The 21,576-nt window shown below is 60.6% G+C and carries 17 protein-coding genes and 1 pseudogene; 14 read left to right on the forward strand and 4 right to left on the reverse strand.

The window, feature by feature from the left end:
* The first annotated feature begins 66 nt into the window (after positions 1–66).
* The 3 genes from BSF79_RS14415 (at position 67) to BSF79_RS14425 (ending at position 3,083) form a co-directional block, all read left to right on the forward strand.
* Complete coding sequence (locus BSF79_RS14415) at positions 67–1,482, forward strand: flagellar hook-length control protein FliK (RefSeq protein ID WP_090270527.1); 1,416 nt, start codon at positions 67–69, stop codon at positions 1,480–1,482.
* Positions 1,483–1,490: 8 nt separating this feature from the next.
* Positions 1,491–2,159 carry a flagellar hook capping FlgD N-terminal domain-containing protein gene (locus BSF79_RS14420; RefSeq protein ID WP_090270528.1) on the forward strand — a complete coding sequence of 223 codons (669 nt, stop codon included), beginning with the start codon at positions 1,491–1,493 and terminating at the stop codon, positions 2,157–2,159.
* 72 nt (positions 2,160–2,231) lie between these two features.
* A complete protein-coding gene (locus BSF79_RS14425) occupies positions 2,232–3,083 on the forward strand; it encodes an aminoglycoside phosphotransferase family protein (RefSeq protein WP_090270529.1) in 852 nt (283 codons plus the stop codon).
* Here the strand turns inward: BSF79_RS14425 and ubiB are convergent.
* Both ubiB and ubiE read right to left on the reverse strand, forming a co-directional pair.
* Positions 3,080–4,612 (reverse strand): 2-polyprenylphenol 6-hydroxylase, encoded by a 1,533-nt coding sequence (gene ubiB, locus BSF79_RS14430; protein ID WP_090270530.1) that lies wholly within the window; start codon positions 4,610–4,612, stop codon positions 3,080–3,082. The two genes, BSF79_RS14425 and ubiB, sit on opposite strands and share 4 nt — an antisense overlap.
* A gap of 1 nt (position 4,613) precedes the next feature.
* Positions 4,614–5,366, reverse strand: a complete 753-nt coding sequence (ubiE, locus tag BSF79_RS14435; RefSeq protein ID WP_090270531.1) for a bifunctional demethylmenaquinone methyltransferase/2-methoxy-6-polyprenyl-1,4-benzoquinol methylase UbiE — start codon at positions 5,364–5,366, stop codon at positions 4,614–4,616.
* 85 nt (positions 5,367–5,451) lie between these two features.
* Between ubiE and mutM the strand changes: the two genes are divergently transcribed.
* The 3 genes from mutM to rpsT all read left to right on the forward strand — a co-directional run bounded on the left by mutM (position 5,452) and on the right by rpsT (position 7,606).
* Positions 5,452–6,303 carry a bifunctional DNA-formamidopyrimidine glycosylase/DNA-(apurinic or apyrimidinic site) lyase gene (mutM, locus tag BSF79_RS14440; RefSeq protein ID WP_090270532.1) on the forward strand — a complete coding sequence of 284 codons (852 nt, stop codon included), beginning with the start codon at positions 5,452–5,454 and terminating at the stop codon, positions 6,301–6,303.
* Positions 6,304–6,366: 63 nt separating this feature from the next.
* Positions 6,367–7,143: an enoyl-CoA hydratase gene (locus BSF79_RS14445; protein ID WP_090270552.1), complete on the forward strand. Its 777-nt coding sequence runs from the start codon at positions 6,367–6,369 to the stop codon at positions 7,141–7,143.
* Between the two features lie 199 nt (positions 7,144–7,342).
* Entirely contained in the window at positions 7,343–7,606 is a 264-nt protein-coding gene (rpsT, locus tag BSF79_RS14450) for a 30S ribosomal protein S20 (RefSeq protein ID WP_090270533.1), read from the forward strand.
* A 35-nt stretch (positions 7,607–7,641) separates the two neighbouring features.
* On the opposite strand, the gene BSF79_RS14455 is transcribed toward rpsT, so the two are convergent.
* Positions 7,642–7,968: a hypothetical protein gene (locus BSF79_RS14455; protein ID WP_139246453.1), complete on the reverse strand. Its 327-nt coding sequence runs from the start codon at positions 7,966–7,968 to the stop codon at positions 7,642–7,644.
* Positions 7,969–8,185: 217 nt separating this feature from the next.
* Between BSF79_RS14455 and dnaA the strand changes: the two genes are divergently transcribed.
* The 8 genes from dnaA (at position 8,186) to gyrB (ending at position 19,911) form a co-directional block, all read left to right on the forward strand.
* A complete protein-coding gene (dnaA, locus tag BSF79_RS14460; RefSeq protein WP_090270535.1) occupies positions 8,186–9,565 on the forward strand; it encodes a chromosomal replication initiator protein DnaA in 1,380 nt (459 codons plus the stop codon).
* Between the two features lie 185 nt (positions 9,566–9,750).
* Complete coding sequence (gene dnaN, locus BSF79_RS14465) at positions 9,751–10,869, forward strand: DNA polymerase III subunit beta (protein WP_090270536.1); 1,119 nt, start codon at positions 9,751–9,753, stop codon at positions 10,867–10,869.
* 63 nt (positions 10,870–10,932) lie between these two features.
* Entirely contained in the window at positions 10,933–12,042 is a 1,110-nt protein-coding gene (gene recF, locus BSF79_RS14470) for a DNA replication/repair protein RecF (RefSeq protein ID WP_090270537.1), read from the forward strand.
* A 114-nt stretch (positions 12,043–12,156) separates the two neighbouring features.
* Positions 12,157–13,713, forward strand: a complete 1,557-nt coding sequence (locus BSF79_RS14475; RefSeq protein WP_090270538.1) for a class I adenylate-forming enzyme family protein — start codon at positions 12,157–12,159, stop codon at positions 13,711–13,713.
* An 82-nt stretch (positions 13,714–13,795) separates the two neighbouring features.
* Positions 13,796–14,668 carry an NAD-dependent epimerase/dehydratase family protein gene (locus BSF79_RS14480; protein ID WP_175545338.1) on the forward strand — a complete coding sequence of 291 codons (873 nt, stop codon included), beginning with the start codon at positions 13,796–13,798 and terminating at the stop codon, positions 14,666–14,668.
* Entirely contained in the window at positions 14,665–15,297 is a 633-nt protein-coding gene (locus BSF79_RS14485) for a sugar transferase (RefSeq protein WP_090270540.1), read from the forward strand. Before BSF79_RS14480 ends, BSF79_RS14485 begins: the two co-directional genes overlap by 4 nt.
* 218 nt (positions 15,298–15,515) lie before the next feature.
* Positions 15,516–17,336 (forward strand): polysaccharide biosynthesis protein, encoded by a 1,821-nt coding sequence (locus tag BSF79_RS14490; RefSeq protein WP_090270553.1) that lies wholly within the window; start codon positions 15,516–15,518, stop codon positions 17,334–17,336.
* A gap of 157 nt (positions 17,337–17,493) precedes the next feature.
* Positions 17,494–19,911, forward strand: a complete 2,418-nt coding sequence (gyrB, locus tag BSF79_RS14495) for a DNA topoisomerase (ATP-hydrolyzing) subunit B (protein ID WP_090270541.1) — start codon at positions 17,494–17,496, stop codon at positions 19,909–19,911.
* Between the two features lie 565 nt (positions 19,912–20,476).
* Here the strand turns inward: gyrB and BSF79_RS14500 are convergent.
* A pseudogene (locus tag BSF79_RS14500) lies at positions 20,477–21,575 on the reverse strand (IS3 family transposase).
* Position 21,576 lies beyond the last annotated feature (1 nt).

Here is a 21,576-nt window from a genome sequence, read left to right on the forward strand (position 1 = left end):
GCGGTAAAGAACCGGTAACCAAGCTTTGCCATATTGCCCGGCATCGAAAGAATTTCTGAGGCTGATATGGACCTATTTACTGCCGTGCCACCTGTCGCAGGCGCACCCGTGCCGACCGGGCGCGCTCCGTCAGTCGACAGCAAAGCGACCGAGCTGTTTGAACACATCTTCGCCAACGCCGCGCCAAAGGACAGCGATACGCACAGCGTGGCGGCAGACGATCTGTTGACCGATCCAGACGTCCTGCCAGTTGATGAAACCACCGATAGTACGAGCGAGTTGGAGGAGGGCCTGACCGACCTCGTCGCGGTCAGTCACGGCGTGCCTGATCACACCCGCACCCCTTCAATCACGATAAGCGGGCGCCCCGACGCACCCGCGCCTCACGGCAGCGGTCTGCGCATTGAACCGTCTGCTCTTAGCGCAACAAGCACGCCAAACGCCCTCAATCACGACCCGCAACGCGCTGGCACCGCGCTATGGGCCAATGGCACCTATACCGCCCCCCAAACCGCCGGGACCACGCTTTCGCCGACACCCGAATCGTCCCGCAACAATGTGCAGACGCCCGAATCGACCTCGACAGAAGCTGACGACCCCGCACCAAGGTCCCGTGGGTCGCGTCCCGACGCTCAGCTCCAAAACAGCGACAAAACCGCGCTGCACCCCGAATCTCAACCGATCCCGGACGGCGCCACGACCGCGCGGCAACTTGCCCAAGCGCCGGATTCCCCGCTCGCATTTGCCACAAACACACCTGCCCGTACCGAAACACCGGCCAATCGCGCCGATCCAGCCACCCAAGCCATCTTTGCCGCGCTACAAACACAGCCCGCCGCCGAAAGAACTGCGGCACCTCACAGCGGTTCCGGGCGTATCAAGCCGCCAGATGACCTCCCCTCCTCTACCGAGCAGCCAAAGATCAGCGCCGACACCGCGCCCGAACCCACCACCGCTTTCGACGCGCCAACCGACGCGCCCGATGCCATCACCCACGCGCCGGACCATCCCGCCCCCGGTGAAACTCTGCCGCGACAGCTTGCCGATCCACCAGCGCCGACTGCCGCAGGCACGCCCCAACCTAGCGCGCCACTTGACCGCTCCGAAGCCCTTCGGAACATGGCCCAGCAGATCACCGATATGCAGCTGAAGGTCGGGGATCATGCCGATATTACACTCAGCCCAGAAGAGCTTGGCAACGTCCGCCTCTCTGTGCGCACTGGTGAAAGCGGCCTGATTTTGTCGATGCAGGCGGAACGGCCCGAAACGCTGGAACTGATGCGGCGCCATATCGGCGAACTTCTGCAAGAACTGCAATCGCTGGGATATGGCGACGTCGGCTTTGCCTTCTCGCAGCAAAACAACAAGCAGGACCCACAACAGACCGCCAACACGGCCCCCAACGATATTGCAGCCCTGCCGCCCGCAACGTCGCCCCACACTCTGACGCCTGTCACCGACGGGCTGGATCTGAGGTTGTAAGGACAAACATGACAACAATTGCCCCCACCCCTGCCGCAACCAACGCCGCATCGCCAAATGGATCTGCGGCCGAAAACACAACCGTGCTCAGTTCAGATTTCGAAACCTTCCTCAAGATGCTGACCGCGCAGATGCAAAATCAGGACCCCCTCAACCCGATGGACAGCTCTGAATACGCGATGCAACTGGCAACGTTTTCCTCGGTCGAACAGCAGGTTCTGACCAATGACCTGCTCTCAAGCCTGATCTATATGTCCGGCCAATCCGGCATGACACAGCTGGCCGAATGGGTCGGACTCGAAGGGCGAACCGCAGGCGCCATTCCGTTCAACGGCGAACCGGTCGAGGTCTTCGCAACACCGCCCGCTATCGCTGATTCGGCGCAACTCGTCGTCTATGACGAAGCCGGAAACGAGGTCGACCGCACCGCCTTCGACCCCGACAGCAGCTCGGCCAACTGGTGGGGAACGGACAGCAACGGCACCCCTTTTCCCACCGGCCTCTACAGCTTTCAGGTTGAAAGCTACGCCAACGGCAAGTTGTCCGACACCTCGGACGGCGAAACATGGGCGCCCGTGATCGAGGCGCGAAATGACAGCGGCGTAACCCAGCTTGTGCTGGCAGGCGGCACCGAAATCTATGCCGATGCCATCTCGGCGGTGCGCGCCCCGCAATAGCGCTGCCTTGCCACGCCCCGCGCCATCGCCTAGCGTGCGCGCGATTTTCACGGCAGGATACGGCGCAACAGAATGATCCGACCAGACCACGGATTGGTGACCGAACTGACGCGCCTCGGGCAAGTGCCCGCTGGCTTGGAATGGCACAGCCTCAAAGGCGGGCAGACCAATCAGCTGTGGCAAGTCGGGCAAGGCCCCCGGTCGCTGGTCGTCAAGCTGTTCGCACCGGCAGACGGGAACCCGCTGTTTCCCAACGACGCCGCGCATGAAACCCTGCTTTTGCAGTACCTTGACGGCATGGGCCTTGCCCCCGCCCTGCAATGCCGATTGCAAACTGATTTTGGCGTTTGCATCATATATCGCCACCACACTGGCCAATGCTGGACCACAGGCACACCCGCTGTTGCCCACGTGTTGCGGCGGGTGCACAGCCTGGCCGTACCGAAGGGCCTGCGCCTTGCCTGCGATGGATCGGAACACCTGCGCAATCAGGCCGAGCACATCCTGTCCCGCCTTCCCGCTTCCGTCGCGCAGCCGCTGATGCGCCTGCGTCCCAAGGGCACGGTTGCGCCCTCTGGCCGGGTCGCACTGCTGCATGGGGATCCGGTGCCGGGCAATCTGATCCAAAATCAGACCGGGCTGATCCTGATTGACTGGCAATGCCCCGCATTGGGCGACCCGGTCGAGGATTTGGCCATCTTCCTGTCGCCCGCCATGCAGAAGATCTATCGTGGCCATGTCCTGACTCGGGCGGAAATCGCGGATTTCCTCTCAGCCTACGACGACCCCGAAATATCCGCCCGCCTGCGCGCCCTTGCCCCTTGGCACCACTGGCGCATGGCGGCCTATTGCGCATGGAAGGCCCAACAGGGTGCGGCGGGCTATGCCAAGGCGATTGAACTGGAACGCGCCGCGCTGGTTTAACCCAGCCAGAGCACACTCAACGTTCCGGCCATCCCAACAGCCACGCCTGCAACCATCCACACCATGCCACGCCGCACACCCAACCGGGGCGGCTTGGGCGGCGGCTCAGACTGCCGGATCAGCGCAGTTTCCATCAGCTGCGGCAGCCGCGGCCCAAACCGCGCCAGAACCCGCGCCGTGCGGACCAGATCCTGAGCAAAAGCGCGCGGCCCGATGCTTTGCAGGATATAGCTTTCGACAACCGGCTTGGCGACTTCCCAGATGTTGATCTGCGGATAAAGCGACCGCGCTACCCCCTCGACCACCACCATCGTGCGTTGCAGCAAGATCAGCTCGGTCCGGGTTTCCATGCCAAACCGCTCGGTCACCTCGAACAGATAATTCAGCAACCGCCCCATCGAGATATGCGAGGCATCCATGCCGAAAATCGGCTCTCCTACGGCGCGCAACGCCCGGGCAAACTCGTCCACATCGTGATGGGAGTTCACATACCCGGCCTCGAAATGCACCTCGGCCACACGCATGTAATCCCGCTGGATAAAACCAAACAGGATCTCGGCATAAACGCGCCGGGTGTATTCGTCGATATGCCCCATGATCCCGAAGTCATAGGCAATGATATCACCATTCGCGGCCACCTTCAGGTTGCCCTGATGCATATCGGCGTGGAAAAACCCGTCGCGCAGCGCATGGCTCAGAAACAGCTGCAACACCCGCTCGCCCAGCGCCGCACGGTCATGCCCGGCGGCGTCCAGCGCAGCGTTATCGCCCAGCGGCAGGCCCTCGGCCCAGGTCATCGTCATCACGCGGCGCCCGGACAGATGCCACTTGATCGACGGCAGCTGAAATCCTGCATCCTCAACCGTATTGGCCGCAAATTCCGACGCCGAGGCGCTTTCCAACCGCAGATCCAGCTCGCCCTCGACCACGCCTTCGAAATGCTTGATCACATCGCGGGGCCGCAATCGCCGCGAGGCGGGCGACAGAAATTCAATCACGTCAGCGGCGAAATAAAACGCATCAATATCCTTGCGGAACGCGCGCTCGATCCCCGGCCGCAGCACTTTTACCGCGACTTCCTCGCCGGTGTCCGTCAACCGCGCCTTGTGAACCTGCGCGATCGAGGCAGCGGCAACCGGCTTGCTGAACTCCGAAAATACCTGATCCACCGGAATACCCATTTCGGCGGCAAAGCTCGCCTTGGCGACCTCAACCGGAAAGGGCGGCAGCTTGTCCTGCAAAACGCGCAGATGCTGCGCCATCTCGTCGCCAACCACATCGGGCCGCGTGCTCAGAACCTGCCCGAACTTGATATAGGCCGGTCCCAGCGCACTCAGCGCGCGGGTCGCGGGCGGCATCGTCGGGTCGCCCTTGTATCCCAGCCAGCGAAACGGCCAGGCCACCATGCGCGCCACGATGCGGATCGGGCGCGGCGCGTCCATCGCATCCAGAATCGCGCCCATCGCCCCGGTCCGCTCCATGGTCGCGCCGGTGACGATCAACCGCCAGATATTGTGAGGGCCCCGCATCTCAGATCTTCCAGCCAGAGTGCAGCGCGGCAATGCCAAGGCTCAGATTGCGGTACTTCGCGTTGCTGAACCCGGCCTTCTTGACCATCTCCAAAAACGTCTCTTGGTCTGGGAAATTACGAATGGATTCAACCAGATACTGATAGGACTCGCGATCATTGGCGATGATTTTCCCCATCGTCGGGATCACGTTGAACGAATACCGGTCATACAGCCATTGCATCCCCTCGTTCGGCAGCTGACTGAATTCCAGCACCATCAACCGCCCGCCGGGCCGCAATACACGGTACGCCTCGTTCAGCGCCTCTTGCGGGCGGGTGACGTTCCGGATGCCAAAGCTGATGGTGTACACATCAAAACTGTTGTCCGCGAACGGCAGCGCCATCGCATCGCCGACGACCCACTCCAGACTGTCGGCCATGCTCTCGGCCTCGGCGCGTTTGCGCCCCTCGATCAGCATCGGTTCGGTTAGGTCCAGAACGGTCGCATGCGCCTTGCCTGCCCGCTTCAGATACCGGAACGAGATGTCACCCGTTCCCCCCGCCACATCCAACAACTGCGTACCCGGACGCGGCGCCAGCCAATCCATCATCGCGTCTTTCCAAACGCGGTGGATGCCCATGCTCATCACATCGTTCATCACGTCGTATTTCGACGCGACTGATCCAAAGACCCCGCGCACCCGACCGGCCTTTTCGGCCTCGGGCACGGTTTCGAATCCAAAATGCGTGGTTTTGCTGTCTGTCTCGTCCATCAGGTCTTGCCAGTCTCTTGTTCCCGTCCTTCTTATAGAGCGCTGAGGGGGCGCTGCAATGCGCCTAACTGTCAAAGGAGCCCCCATGCCCGAATTGCCCGAGGTCGAAACCGTGCGCCGTGGCCTTGCCCCCGCGATGCAGGGCGCGGTGATCGCGCGTGCCCAGATCAACCGCCCCGATCTGCGCTGGCCCTTTCCTGATCGCATGGCCGACCGACTGACCGGCGCCCGCGTTCTGGCGCTGCGGCGGCGCTCGAAGTACATCCTCGCGGATCTCGACAGTGGGGAATCGTTACTGATCCACCTCGGGATGAGCGGGAGAATGCTGATTTCGGGCGATCCACTCGGCCAATTCGTGCACGATCACCCGGCGGCGGAAAAACACGACCACGTTGTGCTGGATATGGATAACGGTGCGCGGATCACCTTCAACGACCCGCGCCGCTTTGGAGCGATGGACCTGCTGACCACCGCAACGGCGGATCAGCACAAACTGCTGGCCTCGATCGGGCCGGAACCGCTGGGCAATGACTTCAACGAACCCTACCTGATCGCCGCCTTCCAAGGCCGCAACACGCCGGTGAAATCGGCGCTTCTGGATCAGAAGATCGTCGCCGGTCTGGGCAATATTTATGTCTGCGAAACGCTTTACCGTGCGGGCATCAGCCCAACCCGCAAGGCCGGTCAGATTGCCGCTGCCCGCGTCGGCAGCCTTGTTCCGATCATCCGTCAGGTTCTGTCCGAAGCCATCTCCGCCGGTGGCTCCAGCCTCAAGGACTTCCGCCATGCCGATGGCGAACTTGGCTATTTTCAACACAGCTTTGACGTCTATGACCGCGAGGGACAGCCCTGCCGCACTCAGGGTTGTACGTCCGGTATAATCCGCATCGTTCAGTCCGGGCGATCCACTTTTTACTGTCCCACCTGTCAAAGATAACTTGATCCGCAGCCCGCGATTGGCCATCAATCAGCACTGACCGGAACAATGAAAGCAGATTTTATGGCCTATGAGACGATCATCGTCGAAGTGGAAGACCACGTTGCCCTCGTGAAACTCAACCGCCCCGACGCGCTGAACGCTTTGAACGCGCAACTGCTGACGGAACTGGCGGATGCGCTGACTGCGGCGCAGGCAAATGAAAAAGTGCGCTGCATCGTGCTGACCGGTTCGGAAAAGGCATTCGCCGCCGGCGCCGACATCAAGATGATGAGCGAGAAAAGCTTCGTCGATGTCTTCATGGAAGACCTCTTTACCCCGGAAACCGATCAGATCCTGCGCGTGCGCAAACCGATCATCGCTGCCGTCTCTGGCTATGCGTTGGGCGGCGGCTGTGAGCTGGCGATGATGTGCGATTTCATCATCGCCTCCGATACCGCCAAATTCGGTCAGCCCGAAATCAACCTCGGCGTCATGGCCGGGATCGGCGGCACTCAGCGCCTGACCCGCGCCATTGGCAAGGCCAAGGCGATGGACATGAACCTGACCGGTCGCTTCATGGGCGCCGAAGAAGCCGAGCGCGCCGGCCTGATCAGCCGCATTGTCCCGGTGAAAAAGCTGATGGAAGAGGCCCTGGGCGCCGCGGCCAAGATCGCCGAGAAGTCGATGATCACCACGGCCGCCATCAAGGAATCGGTAAATCGCTCGTTCGAGGTAACGCTGGCCGAAGGTCTGCTGTTCGAACGCCGCGTTTTCCATTCGCTGTTTGCGACCGAAGACCAGAAAGAAGGCATGTCGGCCTTTGTCGACAAGCGCACGCCGCAATTCCGCGACCGCTAAGTCCAGTTTAGACGAAAACGGGGAATCGGCAGCACCCCTGCCTTTTTCCTGTTTTCATCTGCGGCGTTTATCCCTATAGAGACCCGCTATATGCGCGTGTAGCCCGCTCAGGCTCGAATCAAAACGGTTGGGCCCAGTCCCGTCCGGGCAGGTAACGCGTTTTCGAAATGCACCGAACCCGGAAATTGGGAATTATATCATGGCAAATACGCCCCAGTCGAAAAAACGCGCTCGTCAAAGCGAGACTCGTTTCGCAATCAACAAAGCACGCCGTTCGCGGATCCGCACCTTCCTGCGCAAAGTCGAAGAAGCCATCGCTTCCGGTGACAAGGACGCAGCAGCAGCAGCCCTGCGCGCAGCTCAGCCCGAACTGATGCGCGGCGTGACCAAAGGCGTGTTCCACAAGAACACCGTGGCACGCAAAATGTCGCGCCTGACTTCGCGCGTCAAAGCGCTCGGCTAAGCCAGCAGGTCCAACCAGACCTGAAAATATCCACTCTAAAAGGCGTCGCTTTCTGCGGCGCCTTTTTGCTGCGCTGCAGCCAAAAACCTTGCCTTTGTTGCAAAAAATGAGACCTCAGAGATTCTTTTTCGGAATCTCTGAGTCAAGCCCAGAAGATCAGTTGCCCCGTCCGCAGAGCTGTTGATAACTTCAGTCTTGCGATTCACATCGCCTTGGGGGGACAGGCACAGCCAGCGCGTTTTTCTGCTACGCAACGTGTCGGCACATATGGAATTGTCGTTCAGACCGACCCGACTGCCGGGACCGGCCCGCGATATTTCCTGAAGGTATTTACCTTCGCCATGTCCAACAAGATCGCGCATCATGGCGCAACCTAGGATTGCTTACCGGGCTTGGGACAGCCGGGCAGGGCGAAAACAGGTTTCCCATGCGGCGCAGACAGGTCCAAAGCTGGACAGGAAGCCTCGTTGCGGTCTCTGCAACGGATGTTTTCTGTGTTGGCTTTTAATAACGAGTTGGGTGGCACCGGTGCAGGCTGCTGGAAAAAACAGGACGACGACAGGCGTGGATTGGGGAAACATGACGCACGAACAATGGGGCCGGCTGCAACAAAACCTTCTCAAAACGTTGGGAAAGAACAACTTCGCAAATTGGATCGAACCGCTGGAGTTTTCGGATATTTCCGAAGGCGTTGCGACGTTCGAGGTACCAACAACCTTTCTGGGCAACTACGTGTCGCAGAACTTTGGCGATCTGATCCTGCATCAGCTCAGCGAAGTCGGTGAAGACGTGCGGCGCGTCAATTTCCGCCTCGCAGCCAACATCGGGAACCGGCCCAGCCTGCTTGACGCGCAACCCAAAAGTGCCGCGCCCGCCGCCGCACCATCAGCACCAGCAACCGCCACGCGCGAAGAAATCGTGCCCGGCGCGCCGCTTGATGCGCGCTTCACCTTCGACTCGTTCGTTGTCGGCAAACCCAACGAACTGGCCCATGCCGCCGCGCGCCGCGTCGGCGAGGGTGGCCCCGTCACCTTCAACCCGCTGTTTCTCTATGGTGGTGTCGGTTTGGGCAAAACCCACCTGATGCACGCCATCGCGCACGAACTTCAGATGCACCGCCCCGATCTGAACGTGGTCTACCTGTCGGCCGAACAATTCATGTACCGCTTCGTTCAGGCCCTGCGCGACCGCAAGATGATGGATTTCAAACAGCTGTTCCGCTCGGTGGATGTGCTGATGGTGGATGACGTGCAATTCATCGCCGGCAAGGACTCCACACAAGAGGAATTCTTCCACACCTTCAACGCGCTGGTCGATCAGAACAAACAGATCATCATCTCGGCCGACCGCGCCCCCGGTGAAATCAAAGACCTCGAAGACCGGATCAAATCGCGCCTTCAGTGTGGTCTGGTCGTCGATCTGCACCCCACCGACTATGAACTGCGCCTCGGCATCCTGCAGTCCAAGGTCGAACAGTACCGCCTGCAATACCCCGGTCTGGAACTGGCCACCGGCGTGCTGGAATTCCTCGCTCACCGGATCAGCACCAACGTGCGCGTTCTCGAAGGCGCGCTGACCCGGCTTTTCGCCTTTGCCTCGCTGGTCGGCCGCCCGATCACCATGGAGCTGACGCAGGATTGCCTCGCCGACGTGCTGCGCGCGTCCGAACGCAAGGTCTCGGTCGAAGAGATTCAGCGCAAAGTGTCCGAGCATTACAACATCCGCTTGTCCGACATGATCGGCCCCAAGCGCGTGCGCAACTATGCCCGCCCGCGTCAGGTCGCGATGTATCTGTGCAAGCAGCTCACCAGCCGCTCCTTGCCGGAAATCGGTCGCCGTTTCGGGGGCCGTGACCACACCACCGTGATGCACGGCGTTCGCCGGATCGAAGAACTGCGCACCCAGGACGGTCAGATCGCCGAGGACCTGGAAATGCTGCGCCGGGCGCTCGAAGCCTGAGCCAAAGCGATGACACAAACGCCACGCCTGCACAGGCGTGGCGCCCAGCCTCTTGACGCCCCAGCATTTCCAGCGGACAACCCAAGAAAGGGCTTGAGCCGGTTGGGGAATTAGCTACCTTATACACCCCGGCATCAGACCAGTATCAGACCGGTCTCAGACGGGCAGCGGATAGGAGCGAGGGAATGAAATTCAGCATCGAGCGCGGGGCGCTACTCAAAGCGGTATCGCAGGCGCAGTCGGTCGTGGAACGGCGCAACACCATTCCGATCCTCGCAAACGTTCTGATCGAAGCCGACGGAAATACCGTGCAATTCCGGGCCACCGACCTTGATATCGAGGTGGTCGATAAAGCCCCCGCGATGGTCGAAAAAGCCGGGGCCACCACGGTGGCCGCCGTCACGCTGCACGAAATCGTCCGCAAACTGCCTGATGGCGCGCTGGTCACCCTGTCTGACGACGGCGTCGCTGGCCGGTTGACCGTGCAGGCCGGGCGGTCCAACTTCAACCTCGCCACACTGCCGAAAGAAGATTTCCCGGTGATGGCCTCGTCGGAATATGCCTCGAATTTCAGCGTCGGCGCATCGGTGCTGCGTCGGCTGTTCGACAAGTCCAAATTCGCCATTTCGACCGAAGAAACCCGCTATTACCTGAATGGCGTCTATATGCACGTCGCCGATGGCGATGGTGGCAAGGTGCTGCGTTGTGTCGCCACCGATGGTCACCGTCTGGCCCGGATCGACGCCGAGTTGCCGATGGGCGCCGAAGACATGCCCGGTGTGATCGTGCCGCGCAAAACCGTCGGAGAGATGCGCAAACTGCTGGACGATGACGAGATGAAAATCGCCGTCTCGGTCTCGGAAACCAAAGTGCGCTTTGCCACCCCCGAGATCACCCTGACCTCCAAGGTCATCGACGGCACCTTCCCCGATTACACCCGCGTTATCCCCTCCGGCAACACCCGCAAGCTCGAAGTCGACGCCAAGGATTTCGCCGCCGCCGTTGACCGCGTGGCCACCGTGTCGTCTGAACGCTCGCGCGCGGTCAAGCTGCAACTTGACGAAGACCGGCTGATCCTGTCGGTCAACGCCCCTGACAGCGGCGCCGCCGAAGAAGAACTTGCCGTGGCCTATGCCGATGAGCGGCTGGAAATTGGCTTCAACGCCAAATACCTGCTGGAAATCGCCAGCCAGGTCGACCGCGAAAACGCGGTGTTCCTGTTCAATTCGGCCGGTGATCCGACCCTGATGCGCGAAGGCAATGACACCTCGGCGGTTTACGTCGTCATGCCGATGCGCGTGTGACCTGCGCGGAGGCAGAGATTTTTGCCTCCGGCGGGGATATTTTGAAAATGTGAAAGGCGGAGGATGTCCGGCCTCTACCTGACAGAGCTGACCCTGTCGCATTTCCGCTCGCACAAACAGGGGCGGGTGGTCTGCGATGGTCGGCCCGTTGCCATTTTCGGCCCCAACGGCGCAGGAAAAACCAACATACTTGAGGCGGTTTCGCTGTTCTCACCCGGTCGCGGGCTCAGGCGCGCCTCGGCCGAGGACATGACCCGCCGCCCAGAGGCGCTGGGATGGAAGGTGACAGGCCTTCTGCACAGCGGACCCAGCATTCACGAGGTCGCAATCTGGTCCGAAACCGGCAACGCACGTCAGCTGCGTATTGACGGCAAAGCGGCGCCGCAGTCAGAGCTGGGCCGGATTGCACGGGTCCTTTGGCTGATCCCGGCGATGGACCGGCTTTGGATCGAAGGGGCCGAAGGCCGCCGCCGCTTTCTGGATCGCATGACCCTGTCGTTCTTCCCCTCGCATGGTGACGCGGTGCTGGGCTATGAAAAAGCCATGCGCGAACGCAATCGCCTGCTCAAGGATCAGGTGCGCGATGCCCATTGGTATGCCGCTCTTGAGGGGCAGATGGCCCAGACCGGTGCTGCCATCCACGCCAATCGCCGCGCCGCGCTGCTTCGGCTTGAGGCCGCGCAGACGCAGGCCGAAACCGCCTTTCCCACCGCCCAGCTGGAGCTGACCCAGACCGAAGGCGAGATGCCCGAAACAGCGGAAGACCTGCGCGCGGCGCTGGCCGAAAGCCGGTTTCGCGATCTGGCGGCCGGGCGCAGCCTTGTCGGCCCGCACCGTGCCGACCTTTACGGTGTGTTCGCGGCAAAGGGCGTTCCTGCCAAGGACTGCTCTACTGGCGAGCAAAAGGCCCTGCTTGTCTCGCTGATCCTGGCCAATGCGCGGGCGCTGGCCGCGGATCTGGGCGCCCCCCCGATCCTGCTGCTGGATGAGGTCGCCGCCCATCTTGACGCCACCCGCCGCGCCGCCCTGTATACCGAGATCACCGCCCTTGGCGCGCAGGCCTGGATGACCGGCACCGGGGCCGAACTGTTCGACAGCCTCGGGTCAGCAGCGCAATATCTTGAGGTCACGGACCACGCAGGCCTGTCGGAAATCCGCGCCATAGCCCCCTAAGCCACGCGTGCGCCATATGCGCCACCAAAGATGTCTAGCGTATGATGTGGAACACGACTTGATTTCAGCACGCGCCCCCCACAGGATCACACCGACATTCGAGGAGGAGCAAGAATGACACAAGTGACCCCGCCCCAACCTGCCGAACCGCCGGTGACCACAGTTGTCGAGATGATCCGCGCCAGCGCCAAGATCGATCCCGACAAACTGGCCATCACCTGTGGCGATGAGCGGCTCAGCTGGGGTCAGTTCGATCTTCGCATCAACCGTGCTGCCAATGCGTTGATCGACCTCGGTATCGGCAAGGGGGATTTCGTCGCAATCCTGTCTCCCAACTCCATCGCCTTCGCCGAGCTTTTTCTGGGCACCCTGCGCGCCGGGGCCTGTGTCACCCCGCTGTCCACCATGGCCCCGCCCGAAGCCCTGCGGAAGATGATCGAGGATTGCGGCGCGAAACTGCTGTTTCTCGCCGATCAATACCGCGATCTGGTGGCGCCCTTTCTGGATCAGCTTGACCTGACCTGCATTGCGCTGGATTTCACCGCCGACGGGACCGCGGCGTATGACTCCCTGCTGGCCGCCGCCTCGGATACCGACCCGATGGTGCCAATCGCGTGGGACGATCCGTTCAACCTGATCTATTCCTCGGGCACCACCGGCACGCCCAAGGGCATCGTTCACACCCACTGGATGCGCGCGGTGCAAACCGACCGGGTTGAACCCAACGGCTTTGCCGATAATGCGCGCACCCTTCTGGCCATCCCGCTCTATTCCAACACCACGATCGTATCGTTCCTGCCGACCCTGATCGGCGGGTCGACCGTGCATCTGATGTCGAAATTCGACGCGCGCAAATTTCTTGAACTGGTTCAGGCCGAACGGATCACCCACACCATGCTGGTTCCGGTGCAGTACAAACGCATCATGGACGTGCCGGATTTCGACAGTTTTGATCTCAGCTCGATGCGGTTCAAACTGTCCACCTCGGCCCCGCTGCGCGCAGATGTGAAGGCCGATGTGCTGGCGCGTTTTCCCGGCAAGCTGATCGAATATTACGGTCTGACCGAAGGCGGCGGCGTAACCGTTCTCAGCGCCGACGAAAACCCGACCAAGCTGCACACGGTCGGCGTTCCGGCACCGGGGGTCGATATCCGGCTGATCGACGCCGACGGCGCCGAGGTGCCCAAGGGCAGCGTTGGCGAAATCTGCGGCCGTGGCCCGGCCATGATGGCAGGGTATTTCGGGCGCCCGGATCTGACCGCCGATTATATCTGGCGCGACCCGCAAGGTCAGATGTTCTTTCGCTCCGGCGATATGGGCAGCTTTGATGACGATGGCTTTCTGGTGCTGTCCGACCGCAAGAAAGACATGATCATTTCCGGCGGGCTGAACATTTATGCCAATGATCTGGAGCTGGTGGTGCTGCGCGACCCCGATGTGACCGACGTGGCCGTGATCGGCGTTCCGTCCGACGCATGGGGGGAAACGCCCCTCGCGCTGGTGGCTTTGCGGGCCGGGGCCACACGCGGGGCCAAGGAGGTTCTGGTCGCCGCCAACGCCCAGCTTGGCAAAAGCCATCGCCTGTCGGCCGTCGAAATCAGGACCGAGCTGCCGCGCAGCTCGATCGGCAAGATCCTCAAACGAGAGCTGCGCGCGCCTTATTGGCCCTGATCTGGCTGTATCTGTGTCTGTTCAGCAGCACAGCGGAATGCTAGGGACGGAAAACCAAAAGTGAAGGGCACGCGTGCTGCCGGTGAATAGGGACAATGTGAAAACGGTTCTGGTGCTGGGGGCCTCGGGCAAGGTCGGGCGCTTGCTGCGTGCAGTGTGGTCGGCGCAGCCGCCACAAGGGCTCCGCCCGCTCTATCAGTTTCGCTCGGGGCCCGCGGCCCCGGACACGGCGATCTGGGCCCCCGGCGATCCGGTTCAGCGGCTCGGGTCTGTGGACCGGGTGATTGCCCTTTGGGGGGTCACGTCTGGTGACGCCGATGCGCTGGCGCAGAATACCCGCCTTGCGATCACGGCGATGCAGATCGCGCAACAGACCGGGGCCGACCGGGTGCTGCATTGCTCTTCGGTCGCCGTCTATGCGCCCGCCGATCATCCGCTGACCGAAACAGACAGGATCGCCCCCACCAACCCCTATGGTCAGGCCAAGGCGGATATGGAGCGCGCGGTGCTGGCCCATGCGCCCACCGGCGCCCATCCGTGCTGCCTGCGCATCGGTTCTGTTGCCGGGGCAGAAAGCCTTGCCGCCTCGGTCGCAGCACATCGCACCGGGACGAGCACCACACCGCTGACACTGGATCAATTCGCCAACGGCCACGGCCCCGAACGCAGCTACATCGCGCCCTCTGACCTTGCGCAGGCGCTGGCCGCCCTGTGCCGCATCCCGCTGCAATCCTTGCCCAAGGCGCTCAATCTCGCCGCCCCGCAGCCGGTCACCATGAATCAACTGCTCACCGCCGCCCAAATCCCCTTTGCCTGGCGCCCGGCCCCCACCTCTGCGCGGCAGAGCGCCGTCCTGGATACAACCCGCTTGTCCACACTGGTCCCTTTCGATCAAAATGCCGGCGATCCCGACCGGATCGTTCAGGACTGGCTGCAATGGGATGCCGCAACATGACCCCGATGAAACGCTTTCTCGATGTGCTGGCCGCCCTGATCCTCACCACCGTCCTGTTTCCGCTGATCCTGTGGCTGATCGCCCTGATCCTGATCCGCGAGGGCCGCCCCATCCTCTATATCTCGGAACGGATGAAAACCGTGGACCGCCCCTTTGGCCTGTGGAAATTCCGCACCATGCGCACCTCTTCCACGGACTCCGGCGTGTCGGGCGGCGACAAGGCGTCGCGCATCACGCCTACCGGGGAATTCATGCGCAAATACCGCCTGGATGAGATCCCGCAGCTTTGGAACATCCTGCGTGGCGACATCAGCTTTGTCGGCCCCCGCCCGCCCCTGCGCCGCTATGTCGAGATGTTTCCCGAACTCTACGGCGAAGTGCTCAAGGCGCGACCGGGCATCACCGGACTGGCCACAATCGCATTCCACCAACACGAGGAAAACCTGCTGGCCGCCTGCAAAACCCCGAAAGAAACCGAACGCGTCTATGTTGAACGCTGCGTGGCGCGAAAGGCGCGCATTGACCTGATTTATCAAAAACGGCACCACCTGTGCCTCGATTTCCTGCTGATGCTTAAAACGGTCTACCGGCGCCTGCCATTGCAAAGACACCGGCCCCCGCGCGGATAATTGCCCGTTTTCAAGGCCGCCGGTATTCCATACTTGCACAAATTTACGGCTATCCAATACAATACTGTCACCAAATGATTGTATTAGAGCTCTGTTTATTCAACTAACGGCACCCTTGTCGGACATTATTGACGAAGAAATCTGCCGAAGTGGAGGCTGCCTTGACCCTTTTTGAATTGGTGATCTCACTAAAAGACCGTCAAAAGCACTTTGTTTTTATGTTTATTGACAGCACCTTAGCGATCACCTCCCTGTGCATCTCCATGCTTCTCGTCGGGTCGTTTCCGCAAGCGGCTGACGCCCGCACAGAGCTGCTTCCACTGCTGCTTTTGGTCGGCCTGCTCGCCGGTGGCATCAGCCACGTTCTGGGGCTGCCACGCATCAGTTTGAACGCGTTCGAATCGGGTGGCATCCTGCGGACCGCCGTATTTTCGGGCATTCTTTCGACGGCTGGGCTGGCGCTGAATATCATCTTCGGCGCGCCACTGACCAGCGCGACCTTCGCAGTCTTCGGTATGGTGCTGGTGATCTCGGTGGTCTCGGGGCGTCTGGGGTTGCGTCAAATCGTGACGAACATCTACCGCAGCAGCCGCGAGCGCACCCGCGTGATCGTCTATGGCGCCGGGCAAACCGGGCAGCAACTTGCCGCCGCCCTGCGCACCGATGACGCGGTCGAACTTGTTGCCTTCGTCGATGACAATCCTCGGGTGCAAAGCCTGACCATCTCTGGCGTGCCGGTCCATGCCCCCAGCCGCCTGAAAGAGCTGATTGCCCGCAAGGCGATCAACCGGGTTGTTCTGGCCATGCCCTCGGCCTCGCCCTCGGTTCAGTCGCGCATCGCCATGCGCCTGCGCGCCATGGGGTGTGAAGTGCACTCGCTCCCCTCCTTTGCCGAACTGATCTGCGATCGTGATCTTGGCAAGCGCAGCACCCCGGTGTCGCTTGACGATCTTCTGGGGCGCAACCGGCTGGAATCGGAATTGCCGACTGTGGCGCATACCTATCAGGGGCGCTGCGTTCTGATTTCCGGTGCCGGCGGCTCGATCGGGTCGGAACTCTGCCGTCAGCTGATGGCCTGCAAGCCCGACCGGATCGTGCTTCTGGATCACAGCGAACTTGCGCTCTACACGATCGAAAAGGAACTGTCGGACCTGTCAAAAGGCACCCAGATCGAAGCAGTCCTCGGCTCCGTCTGCGACCCTGTGCTTGTCAGCCGTGTTTTGAAATCCAACAAGGTCGACGTGGTGTTGCACGCCGCAGCCTACAAACACGTGCCCATGGTCGAAAAGAACGAAATCGCGGGTTTGCACAACAACGTCATGGGCACCCGTATCCTGGCCGAGGCAGCGCGCGCCGCCGGGGTAAACCGTTTCATTCTGGTCTCCTCCGACAAGGCGGTGCGCCCGACCAATGTCATGGGCGCCTCCAAGCGCATGGCTGAACTGGTGGTACAGGATCTGGCCACCCGCTCGTCCGACACCCGCTTCTCGATGGTGCGCTTTGGCAATGTGCTCGGGTCCTCTGGTTCGGTCATTCCGCTGTTCGAGGAACAGATCGCCCGTGGTGGCCCTGTCACGCTGACCCACGGCGATGTGGCGCGGTATTTCATGACCATGTCCGAAGCGGCGCGTCTGGTGCTGCTGGCGGGCTCTTTCGCCCGTGGCGGCGATGTGTTCGTGCTGGATATGGGGGATCTGGTTCCGATCAAGAAACTGGCGCGCCAGATGATCGAAGGCGCCGGGTTTACCGTGCGCGACAAGGATCACCCGCATGGCGATATCGCAATCAAGGTGACCGGCCTGCGCCCCGGCGAAAAGCTGATTGAAGAGCTGCTGATTTCCACCGATATGCTGACCACGCCGCACCCCAAAATTCTGCGTGCGCAGGAAAGCTATCTGTCCGAAATCGAGATGGCGAATGCGCTCAGGGATCTGAAACAGGCGATCGTGGCAGATGACCCAAAGGCCGCCCGCGCCGTTCTGGCGCGCTGGGTCGAGCCAACCAAAGAAAACGTCATCGAGCCCGCCAAAATCAGCTAAGCCTGCATCGCCCGCCCGCCCGTCGGCGGATTGCACCGACACAATACCGACGTGATACCGACGTGATACCGATATCACACCACGAAACCTTGTGTGGGGCGTGACAAGCCCCGCAAGGTCTCGTATATATTCGTGAAAAATACGAAGGAAGGACCGGATGTCCGATACCGAGCAGACCTCGCAGGAATACGGCGCAGATTCTATCAAAGTTCTCAAAGGCTTAGAAGCTGTCCGCAAGCGGCCCGGCATGTATATCGGGGACACCGATGATGGCTCGGGCCTGCATCACATGGTATATGAGGTCGTGGATAACGGCATCGACGAAGCCCTCGCCGGCCACGCCGATCACGTTCGCGTAAAAATCCACGCCGATTCCAGCGTCTCCGTCCGCGACAACGGCCGCGGCATCCCTGTGGGCATCCACGAGGAAGAAGGCGTTTCCGCCGCCGAAGTCATCATGACTCAGCTGCATGCAGGCGGTAAGTTCGACCAGAACTCTTACAAGGTATCCGGTGGCTTGCATGGTGTCGGCGTATCCGTTGTGAACGCCCTGTCTGACTGGCTGGAGCTGCGTGTCTGGCGTGAGGGAAAAGAGCATTACGCCAAATTCGCCCATGGCGACACAGTAGAGCATCTGCGTATCGTCGGCGATGCCAATGGCGAAAAAGGCACTGAGGTGCGGTTTCTGGCATCCACGCAAACCTTCTCGAACCTCGACTATGTGTTCGATACGCTGGAAAAACGTCTACGTGAACTGGCCTTCCTCAACTCTGGCGTTCGGATCATTCTGGAAGACGAGCGCCCCGCCGAGGCCTTGCGGACGGAACTGTATTACGACGGCGGTGTTAAGGAGTTCGTGAAATATCTCGACCGCTCCAAAACCCCGGTCATGCCCGAACCGATTTTCATGACCGGCGAGAAGGATGGCATCGGCGTTGAAGTCGCGATGTGGTGGAATGACAGCTATCATGAAAACGTACTGCCCTTTACCAACAACATCCCCCAGCGTGATGGTGGTTCGCATTTGGCCGGCTTCCGCGGTGCGCTGACACGGACGATCAACAACTATGCCCAGACCTCGGGCATCGCCAAGAAAGAGAAGGTCAGCTTTACTGGCGACGACGCGCGCGAAGGGCTGACTTGTGTGCTTTCGGTGAAAGTGCCTGATCCCAAGTTTTCCTCTCAGACCAAAGACAAATTGGTCAGCTCAGAGGTGCGCCCGGCCGTCGAAGGTCTGGTGAACGAAAAGCTGGCGGAGTGGTTTGAGGAAAACCCAACGCAAGCCAAACAGATTGTTGGCAAGATTGTCGAAGCGGCACTGGCTCGTGAGGCCGCGCGCAAAGCCCGCGAACTGACCCGGCGCAAAACCGCGATGGATGTGAACTTTCTGGCGGGCAAGCTCAAGGATTGCTCGGAAAAAGATCCGTCCAAAACCGAGATATTCCTCGTCGAGGGTGATTCCGCCGGTGGCTCTGCCCAGACCGGCCGAGACCGTAGCACGCAAGCCATTTTGCCGCTCAAGGGCAAGATCCTGAACGTCGAGCGCGCCCGGTTCGATCGGATGCTGGCCAGCCAGGAAATCGGCAACCTTGTGATGGCCCTTGGCACCGGCATCGGGCGCGACGAGTTCGACATCAGCAAACTGCGCTACCACAAGATCGTCATCATGACCGACGCGGACGTTGACGGCGCGCATATCCGCACGCTTTTGCTGACCTTCTTTTACCGGCAAATGCCCGAGCTTATTGAGGGCGGCTATCTCTATATCGCGCAACCGCCGCTCTACAAGGTCAGCCGTGGCAAATCTGAGGTATACCTCAAGGATCAGGCCGCGATGGACGAGTATCTGACCCAGCAGGGCACGGACGGCGCTTTGTTGCGACTTGGATCAGGGATGGAGATCGCAGGCCCCGACCTGCTGCGCGTCGTGGAAGAAGCCCGCAGCCTCAAGCGGGTGCTTGATGCCTTCCCGACCCATTACCCCCGCCACATCCTTGAACAAGCCGCCGTCGCTGGGGCCTTTGTGCCCGGTGCGGTCGATGCCGACCTTCAGGGCGTGGCCGACAAGGTGGCAAAGCGTCTGGACCTGATCGCTCAGGAATACGAGCGCGGTTGGCACGGCAGGATTACGCAGGATCATGGTATCCGGCTTGCCCGCATTCTGCGCGGCGTCGAAGAGGTGCGCACACTGGATGGGCCGATGCTCCGCTCGGGCGAAGCACGCAAGACCGGCAGCTTTACCAAATCTCTTCAAGAAGTGTATGACCGTCCCGCCACACTCGTCCGTAAGGACCGCAATCAGGTAATCCACGGTCCGCTGGATCTGCTGGATGCAATCCTGCGCGAGGGCGAAAAAGGCCTGTCTTTGCAACGCTATAAGGGTCTGGGCGAAATGAACCCCGAGCAGCTGTGGGAAACCACGCTTGATCCCGAAGCACGCACCCTGTTGCAGGTTCGGGTCGAGGATATGGCAGAGGCCGACGATCTGTTCACCAAGTTGATGGGCGATGTGGTGGAACCGCGACGCGAGTTCATCCAGCAAAACGCACTGAACGTCGAACATCTGGATTTCTGATTCTTTTGTAGGTGAGCGCATATTTTTTCGCGGCGCGCATAACTTTGCGCGTCGTGGATGATATCTCAAAATATGGAATCTTATTTAATCAATAGCTTACGTGATTTTCGCCAAGATATCCGACTTAGGGCCTTGCGCTAGGTTCGCCGCTTCCCCTTCAAATTTGCCTTCAGTCAGCCCATGGCCATTGCCCATGACAGCGCGCACGCGGTTTACAACCCGCTCATCAAAACTAAGGCGTCGTATTCATTTTTATATTTCTAAGAATGCATTCACGAAGGACGGTTTCGAACTGAGTTCTGAGTCTCTCTGGTTTTAGTCTTCCAAGTGCCGGAAGGGTGGGTTGCAGCTTACGGCCCAGTCCGGACCTTCGTCAGGATGTACATCGCTGCAGCACAGCTACACCGAACCGGCCTCTCTGGCATCGTGCGGCATTGCCCCGCGGGCACAGGTCAGGCACTGTGAATGTCCGGCCTTCAATGAACGCTTGCCGGAATGACTGTTTATCCGGCGCACCTTTCCTGACTGAGCTACTCCCCAATGTTTGGACAGGTTTTGGCGTAATTTAAGCTACTCTTTGCTCCTGCTGACCGGTTTGGGTTTCGTTTTTTCTCAGCCAATAGACCACGGCTGGTGGCCTGCCGCCAAGGGCGGAATGGGGGCGCTTGCGGTTGTAAAACTCGATCCATTTCCCGACACCCACCTTAGCTTCCGATCCTGTCTCCCAGGCATGCAGGTAGACGCATTCGTATTTCGGCGACCGCCACAACCGCTCAACGAAGATGTTGTCGAGGAAGCGACCCTTGCCATCCATCGAGATACGCACGCCAGATCGCCGCAGCCGGTCCGTCCAGGCAAACGACGTGAACTGGCCGCCCTGATCCGTATTCATGATGTCAGGCGGGCCGAACTTGTGGATCGCTTCGTTCAGGGCGTCGACGCAGAAGTCGGCCTCCAGCGTATTCGAGATACGCCAAGCCAGAACCTTGCGCGTGTGCCAGTCCATGATCGCGACCAGATACAGAAAGCCCCTGCGCATTGGCAGATAGGTGATGTCCGCCGCCCAGACCTGATTGGGCCGAGTCACCCGCAGACCACGCAGCAGATAAGGATAGGTCTTGTGCCCCTTCGCCGCCTTGCTGGTGTTGGGTTTCTGATAGATCGGCATCAAGCTCATGAGGCGCATCAGTCGTCTGATCCGCTTCTCGTTCACCGGGTGCCCTTCGTTGCGCAGATGTCAGGCCATCTGCCGGACATCGAAGAACGGTGTCTCAAGGAATTGTTCATCAATTTGGCGCATGAGCGCGAGATTAAGCGCCGTCTCGCCCTTAGGCTGGTAGTAGAACGAGGATCGCGAGATCGACAGCAGTTGGCACTGCCTGCCGATGGGCAGATCCGGATTGGCTGGTTCGATCATCTCCCGCCTCACTTTCCGTTCCACGGCTTGGGCTTTCTGGACAAAAAATCGTTGGCAACAGCCAACTCCCCGATCTTGGCGTGCAGCTCCTTGACCTGCTCCTCGTCAATCTCGGGGGGGGGGGCTTGCCACCACGCTCGAACACGCCGGATGCACCTTCCAGAAGCGCTTTCTTCCATGTGTGGATCATCGTCGGGTGAACCCCGAAACGGCTCGCCAGCTCGGCCACCGTCTGTTCACCCTTCAGC

Origin of the sequence: Thalassovita taeanensis (assembly GCF_900110775.1) — a bacterium.
Classification (GTDB): domain Bacteria; phylum Pseudomonadota; class Alphaproteobacteria; order Rhodobacterales; family Rhodobacteraceae; genus Litorimicrobium; species Litorimicrobium taeanense.